The organism is Fibrobacter sp. UWB12 (genome assembly GCF_900142485.1).
GTDB lineage: Bacteria > Fibrobacterota > Fibrobacteria > Fibrobacterales > Fibrobacteraceae > Fibrobacter.
Genome location: NZ_FRAZ01000004.1, coordinates 184734 through 201315, shown reverse-complemented (window position 1 = coordinate 201315; position 16582 = coordinate 184734). Strand labels below are relative to the sequence as shown.

Annotated in this window: 10 protein-coding genes and 1 pseudogene; 5 read left to right on the top strand and 6 right to left on the bottom strand. The window is 41.9% G+C overall.

Going from position 1 to position 16582, the window contains the following annotated elements; all coding sequences use genetic code 11:
• Window positions 1–45 precede the first annotated feature (45 nt).
• The 3 genes and pseudogenes from tuf to BUA34_RS07735 form a co-directional block, all read left to right on the top strand.
• Window positions 46–1218 (top strand): annotated as a pseudogene (gene tuf, locus BUA34_RS16080) (elongation factor Tu); the annotation flags it as partial.
• On the top strand, window positions 1204–8145 hold the full coding sequence (locus BUA34_RS07740) for an EF-Tu C-terminal domain-related protein (protein ID WP_371555706.1): 6942 nt from the start codon (window positions 1204–1206) through the stop codon (window positions 8143–8145). The pseudogene tuf and the gene BUA34_RS07740, both read left to right, overlap by 15 nt.
• 7 nt (window positions 8146–8152) lie before the next feature.
• A complete protein-coding gene (locus tag BUA34_RS07735; protein ID WP_072828157.1) occupies window positions 8153–10186 on the top strand; it encodes a hypothetical protein in 2034 nt (677 codons plus the stop codon).
• A gap of 697 nt (window positions 10187–10883) precedes the next feature.
• On the opposite strand, the gene BUA34_RS07730 is transcribed toward BUA34_RS07735, so the two are convergent.
• Window positions 10884–11435, bottom strand: coding sequence for a hypothetical protein (locus BUA34_RS07730; protein WP_072828156.1), 552 nt, complete (start codon window positions 11433–11435; stop codon window positions 10884–10886).
• Between the two features lie 153 nt (window positions 11436–11588).
• On the opposite strand from BUA34_RS07730, the gene BUA34_RS07725 reads away from it, so the two are divergent.
• Together BUA34_RS07725 and BUA34_RS07720 are read left to right on the top strand one after the other, a co-directional pair.
• Entirely contained in the window at window positions 11589–12218 is a 630-nt protein-coding gene (locus tag BUA34_RS07725; RefSeq protein WP_072828155.1) for a PH domain-containing protein, read from the top strand.
• 30 nt (window positions 12219–12248) lie between these two features.
• Window positions 12249–12950, top strand: coding sequence for a hypothetical protein (locus tag BUA34_RS07720; protein WP_072828154.1), 702 nt, complete (start codon window positions 12249–12251; stop codon window positions 12948–12950).
• Here the strand turns inward: BUA34_RS07720 and BUA34_RS07715 are convergent.
• The 5 genes from BUA34_RS07715 to BUA34_RS07695 all read right to left on the bottom strand — a co-directional run bounded on the left by BUA34_RS07715 (window position 12947) and on the right by BUA34_RS07695 (window position 16578).
• Entirely contained in the window at window positions 12947–13384 is a 438-nt protein-coding gene (locus BUA34_RS07715) for a GNAT family N-acetyltransferase (RefSeq protein WP_072828153.1), read from the bottom strand. The genes BUA34_RS07720 and BUA34_RS07715 overlap by 4 nt on opposite strands.
• Window positions 13385–13416: 32 nt before the next feature.
• The gene (locus BUA34_RS16075) at window positions 13417–14220 is read right to left on the bottom strand and encodes a hypothetical protein (RefSeq protein WP_254794381.1); all 804 of its coding nucleotides are present in this window, start codon (window positions 14218–14220) and stop codon (window positions 13417–13419) included.
• 199 nt (window positions 14221–14419) lie between these two features.
• Window positions 14420–14860, bottom strand: coding sequence for a L,D-transpeptidase family protein (locus BUA34_RS07705; protein WP_254794380.1), 441 nt, complete (start codon window positions 14858–14860; stop codon window positions 14420–14422).
• 145 nt (window positions 14861–15005) lie between these two features.
• Entirely contained in the window at window positions 15006–15842 is an 837-nt protein-coding gene (locus tag BUA34_RS07700; RefSeq protein ID WP_072828151.1) for a hypothetical protein, read from the bottom strand.
• 133 nt (window positions 15843–15975) lie between these two features.
• Window positions 15976–16578, bottom strand: a complete 603-nt coding sequence (locus BUA34_RS07695; protein WP_072828150.1) for a 3-isopropylmalate dehydratase small subunit — start codon at window positions 16576–16578, stop codon at window positions 15976–15978.
• Window positions 16579–16582 lie beyond the last annotated feature (4 nt).

Here is a 16582-nt window from a genome sequence, read left to right as displayed (position 1 = left end):
AACAAATTTATAACGATAAAAGCTTCTGCTAAAGAAGAGGAATAAATGGCAAAAGAACATTTTGATAGATCTAAAGAACATTGCAGCATAGGTATTATTGGACTTGCTGATCATGGTAAGACCACCTTGGCTGCCGCAATTACTGTGACGTTGGCTGCTCGCGGTTTCGCTACACAAAAGACTTATGACGATGTTCCTGAAGAGAAAGAACGTGGAATTACGATAAATGCAAGTCATGTGGAGTTTACGACAGCCAATCGCCATTACTCTTTGTATGATGTGCCTGGTAAAGCTGATTATATTAAGAACATGGTGACCGGCGCAGCGTCAGTTGATGGTGCAATCCTAGTTGTTGCTGCTGATAAAGGGATTATGCCAGAAATTCGTGAGTTGCTTGAAACTGCTCATTGGGTTAGTGTTAAAAAAATTGTAGTGTTCTTGAATAATGTTGAATTGGTTAAGGATGAAGAATTTATAGATCTTGTTGAGATGGAAGTTCGCGAAATTCTAACCAAGGTTGGTTATGAAGGGGATGATGTTCCTGTTATTAGGGGGTCTGCAAATAGGGCTCTTAATGGTGAACAGGAAGCTCAAGACAAGATTATGGAACTCATGGAGGCTTGCGACACCTATATTCCTCTTCCAAAGCGTGATGTCGATAAGCCGTTCTTGATGCCTATTGAAGACGTTTTTACTATTACTGGCCGCGGTACCGTTGCTACAGGCCGTATTGAACGAGGTAGGGTTGGTCTAAATGATCGAGTTGAATGTGTTGGTTTCGGAATAAGATTGAAGAGCACTGTTACGGGTGTCGAAATGTTCCGGAAACTTCTCGATGATGCTCAGGCTGGTGATAACGTTGGTGTGCTGCTTCGTGGCATCGAAAAGAAAGATATCCGTCGAGGTATGATTATTGCTGCTCCGGGAACCGTGCAGGAATATACAAAATTCAGGGCTGCTATATACGTATTGAAAAAAGAAGAAGGTGGGCGTCATACACCTTTTTTGAGCGGCTTTCGTCCTCAATTCTATTTCCGTACCATTGATGTAACTGGTACGATTCAGTTGCAGAAAGGTGTAGAACAGGCTTTACCTGGTGATACCGTTATTATCGATGTTGAACTGATTTCGCCGATTGTTTTGGAAAAAGGTCTTCAATTTGCTATTCGTGAGGGCGGTCGTACCGTTGGTGCGGGCACGATAATGGAATTGATTGGTGAACCTTTTGTTGAACCCAATGTAGAAACTGCTGAAGATAAGCCGTTCCTAATGGAAGTAAATGATTTTGAATCTGTTACTGGACGCGGTGTCCGTGTTTCGGGATGCATTGAACGTGGTTCCATTCATTTGAGCGATTCCGTTGAGCGCGTTGGCTTTGGGGATTCTGCTAAATATGTAGTTCCCTTGATTGAAGTTGAGAATAAGGCTCTTGATGAAGCTGTTGTTGGCGACAAGGTTAGCTTGACGCTTCGTGGGGCCGAAAAGAAAGACTTTGTGAAAGGTATGGTTCTTGCTGCTCCCAATAGTATTTCGGCTGTCAAGGATTTCCGAGCAGATATTTCTTTCTTGGATTCTAGCACATCTGGACATGAAGCTCCATATCAAAATAATAGTCGACTTTTGTTCTATTTCCGCTCTATCAATTTGAATGGCCTAATTCAATTCCCTGATGGCCGTAGCGAGGTAAAGCCCGGTGAAGTTGCGACTGTTGATGTTAAATTGGTAAATTCAATCGCTATAGAAAAAGGTCTCCAATTCACAATTCGTGAAAAGGGAAAAGTTATAGCAACAGGTAAGGTTGTTGATACATTAAACAAGCAAAGTTGTACAATTGGTACGATCGCTCGTTCATATCATGATCATTCCGCTTTGACTGCTGCAATCTTTAAGACTGTAAAGTCAAAGGGATATACCTTAGTCAAGAATGCGGAAAAGAACAAAAGTGTTTATTCGACTGCTAATCGTAATTACCATCATATCTATTGCTCTGACTGGAGGACTTATCTTAAGTATATCGCCACGGGAGGAACGCCTGTCGATGGTTTGATTATTGATGTTGATGCCTCTAAATTTGATGCTGGTTATGCTCAGGAACAAATTTTACTGGCTCAAAAGATTGGGGTGAAAAATATTGTCGTATTCCTGGATAGATTATCTAGGGTTAAAGACAGTAGAGAACTTGATCAAGCAGAAAAGGAAATACGCGGCCTTCTTTCTCAATATGGATTTAAAAATACCCAGTTTGTTGCAGGGGATTCTTTGGCTCTTGCGGCTGGTGGCAAAACGAGTTTCCAGAAACATATTATGCAACTTATGGATGCTTGTGACCGCGACATTCCGTCATCTGTTGCCGCTCGCTCGAAACCCTTCCGTATGTCTGTTGACGATGTTTTCAGCGTCAATGGTGGAACTTGTGTTTCTGGATGCATTGAACGTGGTGTTGTTTATGAAAATGATTCGGTCGAATGTGTTGGCTTGGGCGAAACAGCCAAATATTCTGTTTTTGGCATTGAAATGTTCAACAACAAAATTACCGAAGCTCAGGTGGGTGATAATGTAAGCTTTGGACTTTCCAATGCCGATGTGGATAAAATCAAGCGAGGTATGGTTATTGCCGCGCCTGGTTCTGCAACTGCATATTCTGAATTCGAAGCTGATATCTGCACGCTCACCAAGGCTGAGGGTTGGAGCCACAATCCTATTGTGACTGGCGATCGTGTCCAGTTCAGTCTCAATAATGCCGAAATTACTGGTGCCGTTGTTCTTTCTCAAGACGTAAAGTCCGTATATGCGGATAAATGTGTTAAGATTTATGTAAAGCTGGTACAGCCGGTTGCTCTGAATGCTCTGCAGGGCTTTACAATTCGGCACCAAGGTCGTGTTCTTGGCTATGGTATTGTAAGGCAAACTTTGAAGGATGGAAGTGTTCGAGCTATTGGAAAATACGCTTTTGATGACAATATCCCTCTTGCAATTCTTGATGAGTACGATCGTATTTTGGGAGGAATCTCGGCTGCGCGTCCGTTGATTTTCTTCCCGGTTCGTTTGGATACGAGCTTCAGGTACAAAGATCCGGATAATCACAAGCAGAAGCAGCTTCGCGTCAGGATTATTCCTGATGAAATCATGCTTAACTACAAAAAGAATGCTAAGCTTACGAAAGAAGAAGTTTATGATGGAAAGTTCTTCTGGATCCAGTGGTTTATTGCGAGCGGTTGCAAGAAACGAGAAAAAGAAGCATGGGAAACTCTGTGCACGAAATACCCGTCATATAAGGCTGCCTGGATTTGCAATGAACTGAGGCCTGTAAAGTTTGAAGAAATCCGCGAAGGTAAAGATTACTTCTATCGTCGTCCTTATGCAAGTTTTGGTAACGGGATCGTAGATGAAGTCTTCGGTAAAAAGAAAGTAATTAAGACTTCTGACAATGATGGTAATGAATTGTCGGGTCTTGAATATATTGAAAATGGCTGCAATGAGATTTATCGAATTCTTTCTGAAATCAGAGGAAATATCGAAAAGTTTGATATTCCAGAAACTGAAACTGTTTCGGAAAGTGAAAATCGATTAGTAGAAACTGGGTTCGAAAATTATATACGTACGGGTCTCGGTCAGATTCATTCGTTCATCTTTGAAGTAGAATCCCTGTTGATGCCATGTAAGGCCATTGTCGATTATCTGTACGATATGGTTCGTGACACGTTGCTGTATCTGCAAAAGCAGTTGGTTGCTATAGATGCAATCTACAGTAAATATGACTACTTGAAAAACGCACGTCCTTTGGAATTGTGGGATGCCGACTATTCGATTTTGGAATCGTTGAATCAAAAGGTTTCTCAGCTTTTGACCTCGTTAGAAGGCCGATATACTCGTCTTTCGGATATGGTTGATTCGTATTTGGAAAAGGATAAAATCCAATTCCCAAAAGTCGAAATTCGTGAAAAAGATTCCCCGATTGTGCCGATTTGTAGCTGCTTGCCCGAAAAGTTTATCTTGGTTGCAGAAGTAGCCAATGCAAAGAAAGACATGATCTTTGCTGAATCTAAATTGGTTAAGGCTGATGAAATTCAGATGGCTTTTGATTCGTCTCAGAGTGTCGATACATTCGATGCAAATGGTGAACTTGAGATGCCTCCCAAGATGAAGTGGCTTACCGATTACGAAGCCGCTGAGAAAAATGGGATGGCTATAACAGTAGATCTTGATGATAATGTCGAAGAACTTAGGTATATCTATGTCTTTGGCGTTCAAGCGAAGCACGATACCTCGACGATGCGGGAATTGTTCTATGGGCATAACTATGTTAATTCGAACATGCGTATTCTCAATGCAGGCGTATCAACAAATCTTGTTGAAAAGGAATACGTTGATGAAGAGGATTATCTAAAAGACACTCGTTACAGATTGGAAGTTGAAGACTACAAGAAATTCCCCAAAATTTATGCCACCATCAAGGAAATTCGTGCGCAGAAGAAAGAAAACTATGCTGAATTAAAATCAAGCCTTGATGATTTGTTGAAAGAATGTAAAAAAGCATCAATCTCAAGTGAAAACTTGAATATTATAGCGGAAACAATTGGAAAAATTAAAAAAGCGGATAAAGGCGATTATACTGAAGAATTTAACACTTTGGAAAAGTGTATCAATACTGTCAAGGATAAAGATATTCGCGATTCGCTGTTGGCTTCGAAGAATAAGTATAACATTCTGTTCGAACGCTTTTTTGATATTTCAGATTACGATGCTCGAAAAATTGCGTATTTGTTGAAGGGCAGTACCAATAGCTCATGTTATGAAAGTGATTTGTTAAATGGCTGGGCTCGAGTCGTTGGCTCTGATTCAAGGCAGGACTACTATACTAAAGTTGCTTACAGAACTATATGGGATTATTTTGAGAAAAACTTCGGATGGAAAATATTGCCTCCGGATGCTGCTGAAAAGAAAAGCTTCTTGAAAGAATTTTTCATTAACCATGTAAGGGCTCGTGGTAATATGGCCGCGATTCGCGTGGAAGACATGCCTTATGGCATTTTGCCAATGAGCGATTTTGTTCAAATCGGCAAAATCTTTAGACGAAATCCAGTTGATAAGAATATGAGAAGCCTTCTCAAGGTTCTTATTAGACTGGCTAATATGTGGCGTAAACTTCGAAACAGTAAGGCTCAGTGGTCTGAAGTTCTTGTAGGAACAAAGGTCCAGAAAAAATATTTGGAAATGGCTGGGCAGACCCCTTACTCCATTTCTGAAGAATGTACTGGAAGAGTTTTTATAGACTCGCTGTTTAATCCTTCGAATTTAAAGATTAACAAGACGAATATTGGAAATTCCAAAAACGCTGATATTGGACAGCTTGGTATTATCAAGTACTTGGGTGAGGATTTCTTTAAATCGATTCCTATAGCAGATGTTTTTGATTCTGATGAAGCTGCTATATCAAAAGAAATAGAAAATGTTACGAACAAAGTTGTTGATGCTTTAAGGCTTCAGATGTACCCATCTATGCGTTTAGAACAGTTGTCTTCAAAAGATAGAGAAGCTATTGAGAAGAATGCTGATATTTATGTATCGGAATTCCTTGATTTGTTCACTCATCGCCTTGATGCCTGGTTCTTGGGTATCATTGATTACTGGTTCCATAAAAAGATTCGTACTGTTGATTCGGGTTTCGTTGGTGCTTTTGGTTGGTCGTTTAACTTAAAACATGATCATTCGAAGGATAAACAAGCCGAAAATCGTGATGATATAATAAGAGATCTTGAACTGAAGGGCGTGAAGAAAAATGAATTAATCTTTAATGCTCCTGAAAGCGCGCATTTTGTTATGGCACCATCGATTCAGCATGCTATGACTGCTGCTGTTTTAAGAAGTTCTTTCCTCAAAGCAAAAGTAAAGAACAAGTTGGTTGATTCTCAAATCTGTGTAAACTTATCTTCTACAAGAGTGCGTCAAGCCTTGCGCCTTGTGGATGGTGTAAAGTCAGGAATGGCACTGAGTATTATTCTCGGAACGGATCTTGAACGCTATTTGCATGAAGCCAATGATGTTTATGGCGTGGAAATGGATGCGTATATTTATGACTTGCGTAAACAATTCCCTCAATTGACTCAAATCAAAGCGGAAGATGAGCGCGCGAATGATTACGATATGCAAACCATTAATGGCGAAGCCTTGCTTAATTCCTTTATGGATAAGTGGGCTTGGAGCTGTCCGGTGCATAAGTGGTTGGAAAGTACCTACATCAACGATGTTACTGAATGTAAAAATGGACATACGGATAAAATTGTATTGTCTTGGTTGCTAGAATTTTGCTCAGGCTTTAAAAAAGACAAAGAAAGAGACGTCTTCTTTACGATTATTGAACGGTTGATGGATTCTTATGATGCACTGAATGACCTTTTGCTTTCGGAAGGCGTACATCGTTTGATTATGGGGGATAAGTCCTCTTATTATGCGATAAGCAACTTCCTTGCAAATGGTAGTGGTAGTCTTCCGGACATGGAAATCTTGAATATTCCGAGTGAACGTGTTGTTGTTTCACACAAGGCTGGAGTCCTATTGCCTCAGAATGTTGAGTCTGCTGACAAGGTCATGTGCCATGCAGAACCTTCCTTGAATGCTTGGATTGAAAGTCAGCTGGGCGGTATGGAAAGTATCCTCTTCTTTGTCCAAAAGGGTAAAGAGGAGTCCCGCGAAGTTATTCCGTGTTCGCTTGCTGAGTTGAACATAAGCGGTATCGAATACATGTACTTATCTGCTTTCGACAAGTCCTTCCATGCATATCTTGAAGCTCGATATCGTGAATATAAGTCTTGCTATACGGATGATATAACGATTTTGGATAGCGCAATTGATGCTGGTTATGAATATAAGGGTGAGCAGATTAGTATCGATGACAATAAGCTTCGTCTTGAATCCTTGAAGGGGCTTGTTGCTCGTGGACGTGCTATGAAGTCTACTGACTGGTGTAGCCCCAAATGTGAAGATGTTGCAGAAGATCAGTTGGTTGACTTTGATGATCTTAAACAGCGACTCTCGTTATCGCTTGCCAATATCGAATATCTCAAGAAAAATCTTGAAGATTGGTTAAGAATAACGAAGTATGATATTGTATTCAGCAATGCTGTTGAATCAAGTAAGCGAACGAATGCCATTGATGATTCTTTAGTTGCTGATGGGTATAAGTATCTTTGCGATTGCTTCGAATCGGGTATGATTAACTGCTTTAACGAATATAATTCGTCTGCATTTATGGGCTCGGTGACGCAAACATCCGATGTTCTTGAATACGAAAAAATTTGTGGAGCACAAAAAGATCTTGGCCAAGATGTTTACAATGCATACAATGATTTGTGCGAAAGGGTGAAGGCTGCTCAGGCTGCTATTGCTTCTAGTACTTCTGTAGAAAGCTATGTTTCTGCGTTGCAAGCTATTACTTTGAGTAATTTCAAGGTCTGCTATAAGTTCAAAACGGCGCTGTTTGAGGGCGGGTTTAAAGAGCCTTTGAGTAAAGGTGTGGAATTCTACGAAAATATCGGGGATGAATTTGCCTTTAGTCAGTGGCAGGATGAAATTTCCGAAGTTCGTGAAGGTATGAAGCTTATGCACCAGCTGAATATGTCTCAGCTAGCTTTGGATCATGAGCTTGATTCTGTTGCAATTCTTCAGACGTCTGTGCCGGATGGTGCTGATTGCAGAGATTTTAAAATGAATTATGAAAATTGGCTCGGTGCTGCAGTCGATTCTGAATCCAAATTAAGGGATGCCGATTCTTTGGTGTTGTATAATTCGTCTGCGCATACGACCGATAAGAATGGAGACTTCTCTGGATTTGTGTTTGATTCTTGGATTGAATACATCCCGTACAAAAAGCATGATGCAGGTATTGCCTTCCATAATGATTGGCCTGATAACGAAGCTCCTCAATCGTTGCTTGTTGCTTGGCATCCAAGACTTCCTGTTTTGAAAAATAAACTGGATGGATATTGGGACTTGGCGACGCTTTTGAAAATTATGAGGACAACTCGTTTCATGATGATGAATCGAGCTGTTGAGCCGGACCATATTTATGGAGACAAGGTACTTTCTAACATATTCCCGTTAACACCTAGGACCGAATTTGAATTCGAGTTCAAAAACGAGAGGTAAGCGTATTATGATTGATCAGACTCTATGGTATTCTACTGCATTGGCTTCGCATTTAAAAAGTCTGGATTTTAAAGATGCGGATAAAAAGGGAAATGTTGCCAAAACGCTAAAACGAATTGATCCAAGAACGAGAGATGATAAATATGAAAAGGCTCTTTCTTTTGAAGTGTTTGATCCGCTTTGGATGTTGAGCCGTCAATGGCAATATGGACGCTTTAAGGCTGTAGACTGTGGCATTCCAGTCATGGTTAAAGTTCGCACGAAGAGAATGCCGATTGATAAAATTCAGTTTAAGGATTCGGACGAAAAAACTGTTGATCAGTCGTATTTTACGGATAGACCTTTAGAATACGATGTTGAAAAACGTAATTATAAGATTACGCCTTATGTTCGTGTTCAATCGGCGATGCAACTGAAAAAAATGCTTCTTGCTTCAGGGCTTAAGAAAAATGATTTTGCTTTTTTGTATGATGAAAAATATAAGCTTAAAGATGAAATTGAAGAAGCTAAAATTGCGGAACAGGAAGGAAATATCAATGCCTTGAAAACGTTGAAAAATTCAGACTTGATAGATTTCTACAAATTCTATCGGAATCGTTCGTTTGACGGCTATAAGGTATATAAAAACGCTCTTACTTCTCAGATCGCTTTTGATAGTGAAAATAAAGAAACGTTGTTTGAAGTCTTTTCCAAGTATGTCAAATGGTTTGAAGATAAGTTCTTGCCATGTGGTGAAAATGATGATAGAAGTAGCTGGAACGAGAAAAAGCTTGGGTATGATGTAACAATCAAGCAAGGCAATAATACTTATTTTGCGGATGATTACGATTTTGGGAAGCTTTCTTGGTATTCTTTTGATTGTTCTGCCGAAAAAAGTGACGAAGAAAAAAAGCCTTTTAAAATGCTTTCGTATATTCCGACTCCTGCAAAAATTCCAGGTGCGCCAGCGAGCCGTTTGTGGGAATTTGAAGATCGTAAGGTTAACATGGGTAATTGTGGAAACGATTACAGCTTTATCGGTACGGCCGCAATTATGCAGTATGTGAGTATGTTCAGTAATGACTGGATGATCATGCCTCTTGAAACGGAAACGGGAACTGTTCTTGATGTTGTTGACATTGTCGTTAAGGACTCTTTTGGCGACCGTTTTTATATTGGTCAAAATGCTCAGAAAATAGACGAGTGTGACTATAATAAGGGAAAGAAAGATGATGATCCTGAATATAGTGAAGTTGCTTATACGGATCGCTGGAACTTGTTCGGCTCAAGTTTCGCGAATGCGTATGCGAAACAGAACTTCTCGACTCATGATGGATTGTTGTTCCCTCCAACAGTCTTACGATGTGAAGAAAGTGCTCCAATCGAAGAAGTCCAGTTCTTGAGAGATGAAATGGCCAATATGGTTTGGGGCGTCGAAACGAAGTTCGATAATGGGTGTGGCGGCACTATGGATGGCCGAATGCTTTCTGAGGGTGTTTTGGAAGCCGTTGATGAATTGAATCTGAGATTGGCTAATCCAGAAAGCGAAACTCAAAATGAAGAAGATGAAGCTCAAGAAAGCCAAAAGGCCAATAATAGCGCTGCGTATTCTTTGTTGATTCAAAATCGTGTTCCGATTAACTGGATTCCGTTTATTCCTGAACAGATTCCTGGGGATTGCCGAAATATTGCATTACGACGTGCAAAGGTTCCTGTTTATTACAACCGAAATTATTGCAAGATTGATCCGTCTACAGATCTTTTGGCTTGTAAGAAACTTGATGACAATCGTGTTAAACCGATGTATATCAATGAAGAAGAAGTTACAGGTTGCGGTATAAAAATTGTCAAAACCGCTCAGCGTACTAGATGGTTCCTTGGCAAGAGCTATAATTGGGTCGGTAATCGACAGATTATTAGCGGGTATCAGGCAAATAGCGGCTTGATGTTTGATGAGCTTATTAGTAAAGCAACGGGCAAGGCTATCGTTACTCCGAAGGAAATTGAATCTTCAACCCAAGAAGATGATGGGACAAAGCAAGAAGGCGAAGTTCTTTCTTAAGTGAATCTCGTATAATAATTAACAAGAGCCTTCCTGTTTAGGAAGGCTTTTATGTAGGATAAGTTAATTTTACAGAATAAAATAAGAAAAATGTGATTTTGTTATTGACAAATTTATGAAAATAGATTAAATTATAAAATGTAGAGATTCTGAAGCGCTCTCCCGAGAGGGATGCCAAGAGCTTTGACGGCTACGGCCGGGCTTGGGGTTTCTTCACATAGTTTCCATGGACGCGCAAGCGGAATCATGGCATGTAAAGCTCAAAAGATAGAGCTCCGGGTACGCATTCTTGCAGTGACGTTATCGCGGTGTTGATCCTTTGAACGGTGATGGTGGATAACCAAAAGGTTGGGAAACTTGCCTTACTGACGTTGGAAATACATACTGGCTCAGTTCATCAAGTAGAAGGGGAGCCCGAGAGGGATCTGTAGCTTCGTCTCTGCTTTTTAAGGCATAAAGAGTATAAAACTGGGGTTGCGGGAAATGGCTGCGAGAGCAGTGCTGTTTGAACCCCGCCATGTAAGAATCTCATGTTGAGGTTTTTTCATAGCTGGGTTTGAAAAAAGAAGTGTCCTTTGGGCACTTCTTTTTTTTATAAGCTTTTTATCATCTTCACTTACCCAAGAATCTGCGCAATGGCTCGCTTTCTCGCGGCATTCTTCGATGGTGCGTTCTTCATCCCCGCATCGCCGCACTCCTACGGCGCATCTGTTGGCTTCTCCGCTTCTTTCTGCATTCCCGGCGCGCCTTTCGGCATCACAAACTTGATGATAATCGGCACAAACACAAATATCAGCACTTGCGCCACGATAAAGCAGACGACTTGTGAATGAATGAACATCGGCAAGAACGGCGGCTTGTGCCCGGCGGGCATCAGCGCGAAGTAAACGAACGAGACCATCGCGGTCGTGATGAGCGGCGTGTAAATCAAGTTCGAGGCGATTGATTCTATGATGTGCGCCTTTGGCGTGCGCGGTTGCAATTTAAATTTGCGGGCGAGGGCTGCATTCACCTTGGGCATCGGTACTAAAAGCCCAATCGCAAAACTTATCACGAAACTCAATGCAAAACAAGCGAGAAATCCGATGACCGATGCCATCAGCGGCATCTCGGGTGGGCGTTCTGCCATCAGGTTCCCGGTGAGTGAAAGTCCAAGGCTCATCAAAAGCGCCATGATGAACGCTATCTTGATGCCGGTCTTTCTCATTTGCTTTTCGAAATCCACCGGACGGATGTTTTGCTGTTCCATATACGTCTCCATACACTAAAAGTTGATTTTAAAAAAGGATATTCAATAATATATCATATTTTTTGGCAAAACTGTAAACAAAAACAAACGTAATTTGTCGAAATTCCAATAAAAATTGTAATTTATTATGGTCCGTCATCCAGGAGTATTTTTATGGACAACGAACTTAAACAGTTAATTGGCGAAGACGAGCAAATCATATACGCTGGCAAGCCCAACAAAAAGTGCTTCATCTTCGAAAGCATTTTTAATCCGTTGCTCCCGTTTGCATTGATTTGGGGCGTTATTGATTTTGGTTTTATTGGTGCTTCGCTTTCTTCCAAAGATGAACATATCGGATTTTTCTTGGTCCCGTTCATGTTGCTCCACCTGATGCCGGTTTGGATTTACCTCGGCGGGGCGCTCTTGTCGTTTAGGCGTTACCAGAATACGAACTATATCGTTACGGACAAGGCTATATATGCGTCTGGAGGTGTTTTCAGCAAACACTACAATTCAAAACCGTTTGCGGAACTTTCGCACGTGGATTTGCACCGCGGCATTTTTGACCAGTGGTTTGGCGTGGGGGATGTTATCACGACTTCGGCTCAGGCGAATCCTGTAACGCGGAACGGAAGGACGACTTCTACGAATGCAGGCATTTCTATCGATAGTATTTCCAATTACATCGAAGTCTACAACATCGTGAAAAAGCTCCAGCAAGATGTGTATGCCGATGTGATGTACCCGAATGATTTGCGCCCCAAGGCAAATCACGGATACAATACAAAGTATCGAGGATAGTAAAAATCTGAATAATTAAGGAATGGGTAGATGAATTTACGATATTTAATTTGTTGTTTGTTTCTTTTGACGGCCTCATTTTCTTTTGCTAAGGATGACGAAAATCGTGAGATAAGAACGTATGAATTTCAATCTTCTCAAGAGGCTTTCTTGGATTTTGATCGTCCAGTGAAAACGACTTCTTTTATGCTTGACGCTGAACAAGCGGAAAATGCGCCTATAGCGACTATCTTGAATTTTTACTGGTGTTGGTCACAACGCGATGATTCTCCTCGTTGCAAAATCGAATTTTTAGATGAAGCGGGGAAGCCTATTCTTACGGGGAATGTGGTTCGCAAAAACGAAACGAATTGTTTTGGAAATCAGACGGAAAATTGTGAAGAATCTAGAGTCAGAATTACTCCGATGGACAAATGGATTCCCCTTAAAAAAGAGGAACTTAAAAATTCCCTTGGTGATAAAATTGAACAAGTTAAATCAGTCCACATGTATCAAGATACCGAAACGAGCCTAGGCTGGGGAATTTTTGCGGGACTTTATGGTGCGATATTTGTGGCTCTTACATCGATGGTTGTAGAAATCCCCGTGTCGTATGCATTGGATGAAGACTATAACTGGAAGCATGTGGGCTTGGCGTCACTGGTAGGATTTGTTGGCTTTTCTACTTGGGGTGTGATTCGTATAGCGAAAAATCCTGATGCCACGCGAGTCGATGTGACAATTAAGTTCTAGAGAACTTTTTTCATGCGCATGCATTCAAAAACGCCGCTGAGAATGGGCTTCTCGTCAATGAGTTTGTACCCAAGTTTCTCGTAAAAGCCTGTGGCTTCAGTGCGGCTGTCGATGATAATCTGTTTGTAACCACATTCAGTAATCCATTTTTCGGCTTCGCGAACTGCCATAGCGCCAAGCTTTTGACCGCGGTATTCCGGCATCACGACTACGCGCCCAATCGTTGCCGTATCTGCGTCAATTTCGTAGAATCTGCATGTCGCTACAGGGTATTCGTCGTCCAGCAAAACGATAAACTTTGTACCGTCGCAATCGTGCTCGTCGAATTCGTCTCGGAGTGAAATGTGGTATGCGCGATTCATCGCTTGGATGCGCACGCTGTACGCACCTGCTCGTTGCCATTCTTCTGTTGCTCGGAGAACTTTAATATCCATTTGGTTGCCTTTGTGGTTGCCGCAAAAATAGCTTAATCAAGCTTGTCGAAGAATATTTCTCCGTCTTGATTAACGGTCGTGATGGTGTGTGTGCCTTTGTTGCCCATGTCGTTGTAATGGACAAGGTATTTGCCATCGCCAAGAGGTTCGATTTTCTCGACTTCCTGGATGTCCGGGCCATCTTGTGCACTGCTGCGGAATTTCCAAACGGCGTAGCCGCCACCATCGCTGAACTCGTTGTCGTACGCTTTTGAAAGCTTTTGGGCGAGACTCTTTGTGCAATACGTCGCAATGACGGAATCGTTCGCGAACTCGTTTCCAAAGATATGCTTGCTGTAGAACGTTTGGATCTTTTCGATAGCTTTAGTGTCTGTGCCGTTACTTGTGCTCTTTTTTGATTCTTCTGGCAAAAAGCCGTGATCCTTGAATATTTTGAAAATCTTGATGTAGCGCTCGTCTTTATGTTTGCCGGGTACGATGGAAAAACGATTTAGGCGCTTGTCGTCAGAAACTTCAACAGAAATGCTGACAATGGAGAAAACCATAGAAGAATATATTCCCAGTCGAACGCCTACGTGTTCACCTAAAGGTCGAGATTCGACAGATTTTAAGTTGAAAACATCCAAAGCGATAAATTCATCGTAGATGGTTTTTGCTTCGTGAGGGGCTATCGGCTTGACGGATTCTTGTATATCGTCGCCAAGGCTGTTTTTATTGGAAACAGTTTTATAGCATTTTGAAAAATCCGGTGTTTCGCAAGTAAAGTCGAGAGCGTATCCACCCATGTCGTCTGCATTAAGCGAATACCTTATGGAGAAAAATTTCCCTGCGGACATGGGCCAAAGTTTAAGTTCTCCTAAATTTATACCCAAGCTATGTTCGTCATCGTCATTAAATTCATGAAACGAGTCGAATATAATTCCAGTGTCATCTAGTTTGTGTAAAATTTTTTCGTGAAAGACTATTAAAGCTAAGATGCCTAGTGCAAGGGCGCTATAGACGGTAATCCAAATAAACTTTTTCTTTGACATAATTCTAAGGTTTGATGGTTATCGGTGTTCCGTCCTTGACGGCGTCGTAGATTTCTTCGATTTCATCGTTCGTGACAGCGATGCAACCGGCTGTCCAGTCTTTCCACTTGTGCCAATATTTAAAGAGGAATGCAGGAACTTTGTTCGGATAGCCGTGGATCATGATGTCTCCGCCTGGCTCGTAGTTGCCTTCTTTCGCAGCCTTGACTTGCTCCGCGTTCGGGTACGAAACTTTCAGCGATAAATGAAAGACGCTTTTAGGGTTGTGAAGCACGATGGTATAGTCGCCCTCTGGAGTCTTGTTGTCACCGGACTTGACCTTCGCTCCCACGGGATTCTTGCCAAGCGAAATCCTGTACGTCTTGACGACGTTCTCGCCATTGCGCAAGTGCATCTGGCGCTTAGCCTTTTCTACGAGGATGTTGTCGATGGGAGAGGAGAGCATGGGTTTGGGGGATTCCTTTTCCGATGAGCACGAGAACAAAATAAATGTTAGTAAAAGTAGGAGAGGTGTTCGTGATATTTTCATCAGAAGCTTTTGAAATGTTTATTGGGGGCGATGAAAGAGAAATAGTTAATTGGTTGGTAGATTAGTTCATTGCGGATAATGGGTCTCTAAATTTCATTTTGAATTTTATGGAGCGCATTTCCTTGCTACATTCATCGCAAATAATTTCCCAATCATCTGTAATACGATTATCAATTCTGTTTGCTTTGGGCGTGGATTTGATTGAAGAATGCGAGACAAACTGGTTGTTGACTTTTATTTCTATTTCGTAATCTATGTCTAAATGGATTTTTTGTTGAACACTGAATTGTGCATAATAAAGCAAATATTTCTTTTTTATTTTTTCCGTAAATTCATGATAAACAGAATCGGATAATGATTGCCCTGTGGAGTCTTTTAGTTGCATATCTGTTATTTCTATGGAACGGCAGTGAATACCGCAGTCCTCTTTGGGCCAGTGCGTTAGCCGACATCCTCCTGGAACTCTTGGAATTTTACGAGACTTAAAAAAGTCTTCTATTTTAGATGTGTCTGCAAAATAGTAGTTATATCCGTTTTTGTTATACCCTTGTCTAGAATATGTGGCGTAAATACGGGTTGTGTCAATTGGAGTTCCGTTACGATAAAGTTCTACATAATATGAAACCCATTGCTTGTCCCAACATATACCACGACATTCTTGTTTTTCTTTGAAGGCCATCGCTTCGGTAAATTCGTCAAAGTCTTTTTTTAAGTGGGATGCGAAAGATGGTTCTGATTCGCAAGAAAAAACAGCCATTGAATCGGCGGCTGCAATATAGTCAGCAAGGAGTAAGTCCTTAGACGGAGTAAAACTTTTGCTAGCTTCTTTCTGTTGGTTCGGATTGTCGCAAGCCACCAAGATGATGAAAAATATTGCAATTAAAAGTTTCTTAATCATTCAATTTCATCTCGTTTTAATGAATAAGTGTTCTGCGTGCACATAATATAATACAAAAAAAACGCCCAGGTTTTTAACCTGGACGTTTTTGAAAGGGGGGTGCCCGCTCAGAGGCGGGCATGACATCTTGCAATTACTTGAGGAACTGCATGTACGGCAACTTTTTGGCGAGTTCCTGCACCTTGTCGGCGTTGGCCATGAGGGCGGAACGTGCGTGCCAGGAGCCGTCGAGGAACTGGCCGCGGGGACCGTCGGCGAGCGTGAGCTCAATGGTTTCGTCACCCATCTTGAGCGTACGGCTTTCGGTGCTCGTCACGAGTTCTTCGCTCGGGTGTGCTTCAATCCAGGCGAGAATCTTGTCTGCAACTTCGTGGCTCACCTTGTAGCAAGGCACGCCAATGGCCACACAGTTACCGAAGAAGATTTCGGAGTAGCTTTCGGCGATGATGGCGCGGATGCCCCAGCGCTTGAGAGCCTGCGGAGCGTGTTCACGGCTGGAACCGCAACCGAAGTTCTGGTTCGAAACGAGGATGGAACCGTTCTTGTAGGCCGGATCGCGGAACGGGTGGACCTTGCCCTGAGCGGCGAGGCCAGCGATATCGTCGGCAAAGGCGTTTGCGCCGAGGCCTTCGAAAGTCACGCACTTGAGGAAGCGTGCCGGGATGATACGGTCAGTGTCGATGTCGTTACCGCGTACAGGAACGCCGGAACCTTTAACAATGTCGATAGAATTCATTTTT